Source organism: Streptomyces sp. NPDC006393 (assembly GCF_040628575.1).
Taxonomy (GTDB): domain Bacteria; phylum Actinomycetota; class Actinomycetes; order Streptomycetales; family Streptomycetaceae; genus Streptomyces.
The window spans coordinates 1-8007 of sequence record NZ_JBEXZD010000188.1 but is presented as its reverse complement, the minus strand read 5'-3'; the positions used below and the strand labels follow the sequence as shown (position 1 = coordinate 8007).

At 71.3% G+C, this 8007-nt stretch carries 8 protein-coding genes; 4 read left to right on the top strand and 4 right to left on the bottom strand.

Annotated elements, in window-relative coordinates:
- Positions 1-443 (top strand): glycoside hydrolase family 6 protein (locus tag ABZ484_RS37955; RefSeq protein ID WP_358870507.1); only part of this gene is annotated, 443 nt, incomplete at its 5' end.
- A 64-nt stretch (positions 444-507) separates the two neighbouring features.
- On the opposite strand, the gene ABZ484_RS37950 is transcribed toward ABZ484_RS37955, so the two are convergent.
- Positions 508-1278, bottom strand: a complete 771-nt coding sequence (locus ABZ484_RS37950) for a phytanoyl-CoA dioxygenase family protein (protein WP_358870506.1) — start codon at positions 1276-1278, stop codon at positions 508-510.
- 123 nt (positions 1279-1401) lie between these two features.
- On the opposite strand from ABZ484_RS37950, the gene ABZ484_RS37945 reads away from it, so the two are divergent.
- A complete protein-coding gene (locus ABZ484_RS37945; RefSeq protein ID WP_358870505.1) occupies positions 1402-2355 on the top strand; it encodes a methyltransferase in 954 nt (317 codons plus the stop codon).
- A gap of 119 nt (positions 2356-2474) precedes the next feature.
- Positions 2475-3176, top strand: a complete 702-nt coding sequence (locus tag ABZ484_RS37940; RefSeq protein WP_358870504.1) for an SDR family NAD(P)-dependent oxidoreductase — start codon at positions 2475-2477, stop codon at positions 3174-3176.
- 68 nt (positions 3177-3244) lie between these two features.
- Here the strand turns inward: ABZ484_RS37940 and ABZ484_RS37935 are convergent, their stop codons facing one another.
- The 3 genes from ABZ484_RS37935 to ABZ484_RS37925 form a co-directional block, all read right to left on the bottom strand.
- On the bottom strand, positions 3245-3943 hold the full coding sequence (locus ABZ484_RS37935; protein ID WP_358870509.1) for a glycoside hydrolase family 75 protein: 699 nt from the start codon (positions 3941-3943) through the stop codon (positions 3245-3247).
- Between the two features lie 177 nt (positions 3944-4120).
- Positions 4121-4957 (bottom strand): aldo/keto reductase, encoded by an 837-nt coding sequence (locus ABZ484_RS37930; protein WP_358870503.1) that lies wholly within the window; start codon positions 4955-4957, stop codon positions 4121-4123.
- A gap of 100 nt (positions 4958-5057) precedes the next feature.
- Entirely contained in the window at positions 5058-6884 is a 1827-nt protein-coding gene (locus ABZ484_RS37925) for an AMP-binding protein (RefSeq protein WP_358870502.1), read from the bottom strand.
- A 493-nt stretch (positions 6885-7377) separates the two neighbouring features.
- On the opposite strand from ABZ484_RS37925, the gene ABZ484_RS37920 reads away from it, so the two are divergent.
- A partial coding sequence (locus ABZ484_RS37920) for an Lrp/AsnC family transcriptional regulator (RefSeq protein ID WP_358870508.1) occupies positions 7378-8007 on the top strand: 630 nt, incomplete at its 3' end.

The following is an 8007-nucleotide window of genomic DNA, read 5'->3' as shown; positions in this document are numbered from 1 at the left end:
CGGCCGGCTTCAACTCCGGACTCGGCATGCTGATCGACACCTCCCGCAACGGCTGGGGCGGCTCCGCCCGGCCGACCGGCCCCGGCCCGCTGACCTCGGTGGACGACTACGTCAACGGCGGCCGCATCGACCGGCGCATCCACGCCGGCAACTGGTGCAACCAGAGCGGTGCCGGCCTCGGCGAACGGCCGAAGACCGCTCCGGCGGCCGGGATCGACGCCTACGTGTGGGTCAAGCCGCCGGGCGAGTCGGACGGAGCCAGCTCTGCCATCTCCAACGACGAGGGCAAGGGCTTCGACCAGATGTGCGACCCGACCTACGGGGGCAACGCCCGCAACGGCAACAACCCCACGGGTGCGCTGCCGAACTCGCCGCTGGCCGGGCACTGGTTCTCCGCCCAGTTCCAGCAGCTGATGCAGAACGCCTACCCGCCGCTGTCGTGAGCTTCGGCGCGTAGGTGATCCGCCGGGGCCGGCCCGGGGTCGGACCTGTTCCTCTCCTCCCCGGTCACCTCTTTCGGGCCAGGCCCCGGCGGATCGAGAACTCCACGGCCGAGTGGTTTCCGTCCGGCCGGTCCAGGTCGAGCGGCACCGCCGGGTACAGCGGCGGCTGTGCCATGAAGCGGGGCCGCGTGCCGTGATGCGGCTGGGCGGCGTGCACCAGGAAGGGGTGACACAGATAGACGTCACCGGGCAGGCCGGTGGCGAGGGCGAGCGGGCGGTGTGCCGAGGCCTCGACCAGCTTGGGGGCGATCCTGAGCCCGGACACGCCCGCTTCGCCGTACGGTTCGAGCAGCGGGGGCACATCCAGGTGCGAGCCGACCCGGATACGGGTCGGGGCGTCCTCCTCGGTCACCTCCGAGAACAGGAACAGCATCAGCAGCGCGCGGTCCCGGGAGCGCAGATTGGTGTAGTACCACTGGGCGCCCTCGGGGAGATAGCTGCCCTCGATGTGCCAGCCGGCGTCGTCCGGCTCCTCGCTGTGCGGGAAGCGCAGCGGGAAGGAGCCCAGCGAGTACCGCGGCTCCCAGCGGCCCTCGCCCACGAGCAGATCGAACGCCTCGTGCAGTGCCGGACTGTTGGCGGCGGCCGCGAACGGTCCCTGCGCCATGCCGCCCACCCAGACCACGGGATCCTTCCAGGTGCCGGGGTCCTGCGGGTCGTAGCCCGTCTCCTGCCATAGCAGCCGCGCGCAGTCCTGGGCGACACGCGGTGGGAAGGCGCCCTCGATCTTCACGAAGCCGTCCTCGAGAAAGCGTTCCACCATCGTGTCGTCCATGGGCCCATCGTGGAGCGGCCCCCGGGAGATCCGCACCTGGTTTTTGCCGTCCCGGCAACGGAACTGGCCCGGCCCCGGCACGTCGGCGCAGGCTGGCCGCACCGAGAGGAGAGGCTGACGACCATGGCGCACGACCACACGGACCACGCCGGCACGCACGACCCGGGCACGCACCACCACGGCTCTCAGGGACACGGGGGACACCAGGGACACCAGGGACACCACCACGGTCACACCGACATCGACTGGGCCGTGATGGCGCCGCTGCTGGAGTCCCAGGCGGAACTGTTCACGCCCCTGTACGAGCAGGTCATGGCCTGGCTGGGCACTCAGGTGACCGCGCCCGGCCTGATCGTCGACGCCGGCAGCGGGCCGGGAGTGGTGTCCTGCCTGTTCGCCGAGGCCTTCCCCGGCGCCCGGGTCGCCGCGGTGGACGGCTCCGGGCCGCTGCTCGAGCGTGCCCGCGCCCGCGCCGACCGACTCGGCTTCGCCGACCGCTTCACCACCGTCACCGGCGAACTCCCGGACGCCCTGGCCGAACTCGCCTACTCGGCCGACCTGCTGTGGGCCAGCAACAGCCTGCACCACCTGGGCGACCAGCGCGCCGCCCTGACCGCGTTCGCCGAGCACCTCGCCCCCGGCGGCACCCTCGCCCTGCTGGAGGGCGGGCTGCCCGCCCGCTTCCTGCCCCGGGACATCGGCATCGGCCGTCCCGGCCTCCAGGCCCGTCTGGACGCGGTCGAGGCCGACTGGTTCACCCGGATGCGCGAGGATCTCCCGGGCTCGGTCGCCGAGACCGAGGACTGGCCGGCGCTGCTGGCCGCCGCCGGCCTGAAGCCCGCCGGCACCCGCAGCTTCCTGCTGGACCTGCCCGCCCCGGTCCCCGAGCCGGCCCGCGCCTACGTCGCCGCCTCCCTCGCCCGGCTGCGCGAGGGGCTGGCCGACGACCTGACCGCGGAGGACCGCGCCACCCTGGACCGGCTCCTCGACCCCGAGGACGAGGCGAGCGTGCACCGCAGGAAGGACGTCTTCGTCCTGAAGGCACACACCGTGCACACGGCGGTCCGCACCGGCTGACCCGGACATCCCGGGCAGGTCCGTCCGCACGGCTCGCGGCCGCCGCTTGACCTGGAGCGCACTTGAAGTGGTGAACTCCCGTTGTCTTCGATGTTTTCCGACAACCTGGGGGATACACCATGACCGACTCTCCGGTCGCGCTCATCACCGGCGGCGGCAGCGGCATCGGCGCGGCGATCGCCCGGCGGCTGCTGGACGCCGGGCACCGGGTGGCCGTCACCGGGCGGGGCGAGGAGCGGCTGCGCGGCTTCGCCCGTGAGCTCGGCGATCCGGACGGTCTGCTGACGATCGCCGGCAGCGCCGCCGAGTACGACGAGGTGCGCTCGGCGGTCGAGCGCACGCTCAAGGAGTTCGGGCGGCTGGACACGGTCGTCGCCAACGCCGGGTTCGCCACGCATGACACGGTCGCCGAGGGCGAGCCGGCCGGCTGGACGGAGATGGTGCTCACCAACGTCCTGGGGCCGGCCCTGCTCGTGCGTGCCTCCATCGACGCCCTGAAGGAGAGCCGCGGGCGGATCGTGCTGGTGGGCAGCGTGGCCGGCTTCGTGAACACGCCCGGCAACATCTACGGGGCGACGAAGTGGGCGGTCACCGGGCTCGCCGAGAACACCCGGCGCCAGGTCACCCAGTGGGGCGTGGGCGTCACCCTGATCGCCCCCGGCCGGGTGGAGACCCCGTTCTGGGACGGCCTGGGCAGCCTGCCGGCGGGCGGCCTGCTGACCGCCGACCAGATCGCCGACTCGGTGGTGTGGGCGATCCGGCAGCCGGAGGGCGTGGACGTCAACACCGTCGTCGTGCGGCCGATCGGCCAGCCCAACTGACGGCTCTGCGGCGTGGACGGGCCCGGTACCGCGAGCGTGGCGGCACCGGGCCCGCCCGCCCTTCGGGCTCAGTTGCTCCGGAGGAACTGCTTCGCCAGCTGTTCGCCCAGGGTGACCGCCGCGCCGTGGTTCTCGATGGGGGAGACCTGGGAGTTCTTGAACAGGATGTACGTCACGCCGGAGTCCGCGCCGCCCGTCGCCGGGTCGGGGTCGATGCCGAGGGCCTTGGCGGTGGCGTAGGAGGCCTCGCCGATGATCTTCGAGGGGCCGGTGTCGCCGACGACGGCGTACTCGACCTTGTTGCCGTAGACGACCGCGACCACGCCGCCGCCCTTGATGCCGGCGCTCGTGTAGTTCCAGATGGTGCTGGTGCCGGGGACCACGACGAACGGCAGTGACTCGGCCTTGAGGGGCAGGCCGTCGGACTGGTGGAAGGCCGTGTCGTTCTGGAACCAGGGGTCGCGGGTCTCGTTGCAGTCGGTGGTGCGCTGGCCGTCGCAGTCGATGTCCATGTCGGCCTTCCAGAACACCGCGCCGTTCTTGCCGCACACGGGCACGGTGGCCGAGGTCCCGTCGTCGGTCTTGTACGTGCCGCTGGAGATCTGCTGACAGGACGTCACCTTGGCGAGCAGGTCGGCCGCGCCGACCGAGCCCTCCTGGGCGGACTTCGGCGGGGTCGGGCCGGAGGCGGCGTTCGCGGGGAGGACTCCGGCGGCGAGCAGGGCGGCACCGCCGGCCGCGGCGAGGGTGAGTACGCGTATGCGTATGCCTATGTGCACGGTGGGGGGTTCCCTTCTATCAGGAAAGTTTCCTTACCAATTTCTCCACAGTGGCTTTTGGTCATGCTCGCGTCAAGAAGATGGGCGTGGGGACTCCCGGCGGAGGCGGCGCGCCCGCGGTCGCCCTCGCGGTGAGCGGTCAGGGGCGCGCCGCCGTACCGTCCGTCAGCCCATGTCGAACGTCGCCGGGTCCGGGCCCAGCCGGCGGTCCTCGTTCAGGGCGCTGATCGCCGCGAGGTCCTCCTCGTCCAGGCTGAAGTCGAAGACGTCGATGTTCTCCCGGATGCGGGCGGGCGTCACCGACTTCGGGATCACGATGTTGCCGAGCTGGACGTGCCAGCGCAGCACGACCTGGGCCGGGGTGCGGTTGTGCTTCTGGGCGATCGCCACGATCGCCGGCACCTCCAGCAGGCCCTTGCCCTGACCGAGCGGCGACCACGCCTCGGTCGCGATGCCCTGCTCCGCGTGGAAGGCGCGGGAGGCGTGCTGCTGCAGGTGCGGGTGCAGCTCGATCTGGTTGACCGCCGGGATCACCGAGGTCTCGGCGATCAGGTGCTCCAGGTGCTCCGGAAGGAAGTTCGAGACACCGATCGCCCGGACGCGGCCGTCGGCGAGCAGCTTCTCGAACGCCTTGTAGCTGTCGGTGTAGCGGCCCCTGGACGGCAGCGGCCAGTGGATCAGGTACAGGTCCAGGTAGTCCAGGCCGAGCTTGGCCAGCGACGCGTCGAAGGCGCGCAGCGTGGCGTCGTAGCCCTGGTCGCTGTTCCAGAGCTTGGTGGTGACGAAGAGCTCCTCACGGGGGATGCCGGAGGCGGCGATGCCCCTGCCGGTGCCCTCCTCGTTGCCGTAGATCGCCGCTGTGTCGATGCTGCGGTACCCGGACTCCAGGGCGGTGGCGACCGCTCGCTCCGCCTCGTCGTCCGGCACCTGCCAGACGCCGAAGCCCAGCTGGGGCATCTCGACGCCGTTGTTGAGGATGATCGGGGGGACCTTGCTGCTCACGAGCTTGTGATCCTTCGGTTGTCGTCAGGTCTTGCCTCACATCGTCAACGATCACGAGCCATGACGCATTCCTGACCGGCCGATCGCCTCAACCCGGCCCTCAACCCTGGTACAGCGCCTCCACCTCGTTCGCGTACGCGTTCTCGATGGCCTTGCGCTTCAGCTTCAGCGACGGGGTCAGCAGCCCGTGCTCCTCGGTGAAGGGCTGGGCGAGGATGCGGAAGGTGCGGATGGACTCGGCCTGGGAGACCAGGGTGTTGGCGGCGACCACCGCGCGCCGCACCTCGGTCTCCAGGTCGTGGTCGTGCACCAGTCGGGCCGGGGACATCTGCGGCTTGCCGCGCATCTGGAGCCAGTGCTCGACCGCCTCGTGGTCGAGGGTGACCAGGGCGGCGACGTAGGGGCGGTCGTTGCCGACGACGATGCACTGGGAGACCAGCGGATGGTCGCGCACCCGTTCCTCCAGCACGCCCGGTGCCACGCTCTTGCCGCCGGAGGTCACCAGGATCTCCTTCTTGCGGCCGGTGATGGTCAGGTAGCCGTCCTCGTCGAGGGAACCGAGGTCGCCGGTGGCCAGCCAGCCGTCGTGCAGGGTCTCGTCGGTGGCCTTCTGGTTGTTGAGGTAGCCCTGGAAGACGTTGCCGCCGTTCAGCCACACCTCACCGTCGTCGGCGATGTGCACGGTCACGCCCGGGATGGGCTGTCCGACGGTGCCGTACCGGGTGCGCTCGGGCGGGTTGGCGGTGGCCGCCGCCGTGGACTCCGTCAGGCCGTAGCCCTCGTAGATCTGCACGCCCGCGCCGGCGAAGAACAGGCCGAGCCGGCGGTCCATCCCCGATCCGCCGGACATCGCGTTGCGGATCCGGCCGCCCATCGCCGCGCGCACCTTGGAGTACACGAGCTTGTCGAAGAGCTGGTGCTGCATGCGCAGCCCCGCGGACGGGCCGGGGCCGATGCCCCAGGCCTTGGCCTCGACCGCGTCGGCGTACTTCACCGCGATGTCGACGGCCTTCTCGAAGGGACCGTCCCGGCCCTCCTTCTCGGCCTTGCGGCGGGCCGCGTTGAACACCTTCTCGAAGATGTACGGCACCGCGAGGATGAACGTCGGTCTGAACGCCTGAAGGTCGGGCAGCAGGGCCGCGGCGTTCATCTGCGGCTGGTGGCCCAGGCGGACCTTGCCGCGGATCGTGGCCACCTCCACCATCCGCCCGAAGACGTGCGCCAGCGGCAGGAACAGCAGCGTCGAGGCCTCGTCGCCCTTCTTCGAGTGGAAGACCGGCTCCCAGCGCCGTACGACCGTGTCCGCCTCGTACATGAAGTTGCCGTGGGTGAGGACACAGCCCTTGGGGCGGCCGGTGGTGCCGGAGGTGTAGATGACGGTGGCGATCGACTCGGGGGTGACCGCCTCCCGGTGCCGGTGCACCACCTCGTCGTCGATGGGCGCGCCCGCGTCGTACAGCTCCTGCACGGCGCCCGCGTCCAGCTGCCACAGCCGGCGCATCTGCGGGAGCCGGTCGATGACCGTGGCGATCGTCATCGCATGGTCCTCGTGCTCCACGACCGCCGCCGACACCTCCGCGTCGTACAGCATCCAGAAGCACTGCTCGGCGGAGGAGGTGGGGTAGATCGGCACGACCTGGGCGCCGATCGTCCACAGGGCGAAGTCGAACAGTGTCCACTCGTAGCGGGTGCGGGACATGATCGCGACCCGGTCGCCGAAGCGGACGCCCTGGGCGAGCAGGCCCTTGGCGAGGGCGAGGACCTCGTCGCGGAACTCGGCGGCGGTCACGTCCCGCCACGCCCCGCTCTCGTCCTTGCGGCCGAGCGCGATGTGCCGCGGGTCGTCCTGAGCATGCTGGAACACGACGTCGGCCAGGCCGCCCACCGGCGGCGCCGACGTCGACGGAGGGCTGGTGAACTCGCGCAAACCCCGCTCCCGCTCCTCAGTCTCCGGTGCGCCGGCGGGCGCTCCGGCCCTTCCGGTACACCTGTGACGCTCCGCACAGCGCCGTGAAAGCTACCCCACGGGGCGGCGGGGCGGGAGGGGGGTCAAAAGCGAGCAGTGCTCATATCCGCACAGGTCAGCGCCGGAAAATGCGCTCACAAGGGGAAGGGTCGGACAGAATCCTTACGGTTCAGTAAGTTTCGGTGGCGTAATCTCCACCGAATCTGTACGACCCTCTGACAGCCACCGGGCCCGGCCGAACCCGTCCGTCCCACACCCGCGGACCGCCGCACGGCCTTCTCCTCGGACAGCGTGCGCACACCGGATTTCGTCACCGCTGTGCGTCGCCGTCGCATGCGGGCGGTCCCTACGATGGGCGCGGTGCGGCGGATCGCGGCGCAGAGCAGCCGTTGCCCGCCATGATCCGACATGGGGGAGGCATACGGTGACGGAATCCCACGTCCAGGTGCCGGTGATGGCGTCCGACACCTTCGACGAACTGGACCTGCGGATCCTCTCCGCGCTGGAGGTCGACGGGCGGGCCTCCTTCAGCCGGATCGGCGCGGTGCTCGGTGTCTCCGACCAGACCGTCGCCCGCCGCTTCCGCAGGCTGTGCGCCGAGGGCGGGCTGCGGGTGGTCGCCGTCCGCGACGCGGAGCGGCTCGGCCAGGACCAGTGGATGCTGCGGCTGCGCTGCGTCCCGGACACCGCCCTGACCATCGCCGAAGCGCTCGCCAAGCGTCCGGACACCCACTGGATCGCCCTTGCCTCCGGCGGCACCGAGGTGATCTGCGGCACCTGGCCGCGCAGCCTCGGCGACCGCGACGACCTGCTGCTCGGCAAGCTGCCGCGCACCCCGAGCGTGGTGGAGATCCGCGCCCACCAACTGCTCCACCGCTTCTTCGGCGGCCCGGACGGCTGGGTGCGCAAGTTCCGGGCGCTCACCGCCGCCGAGATCGACGCGCTGGGTCCCGGAGAACGGCCCGGCTCCGCCCCGGCCCGCATCGACCCCGAGGACGAACCGCTGGTCGCCGCCCTCGAACGCGACGGCCGCGCGGGCCTGCACGAGCTCCAGCGGGCCACCGGCCGCTCCGAGTCGGCCGTC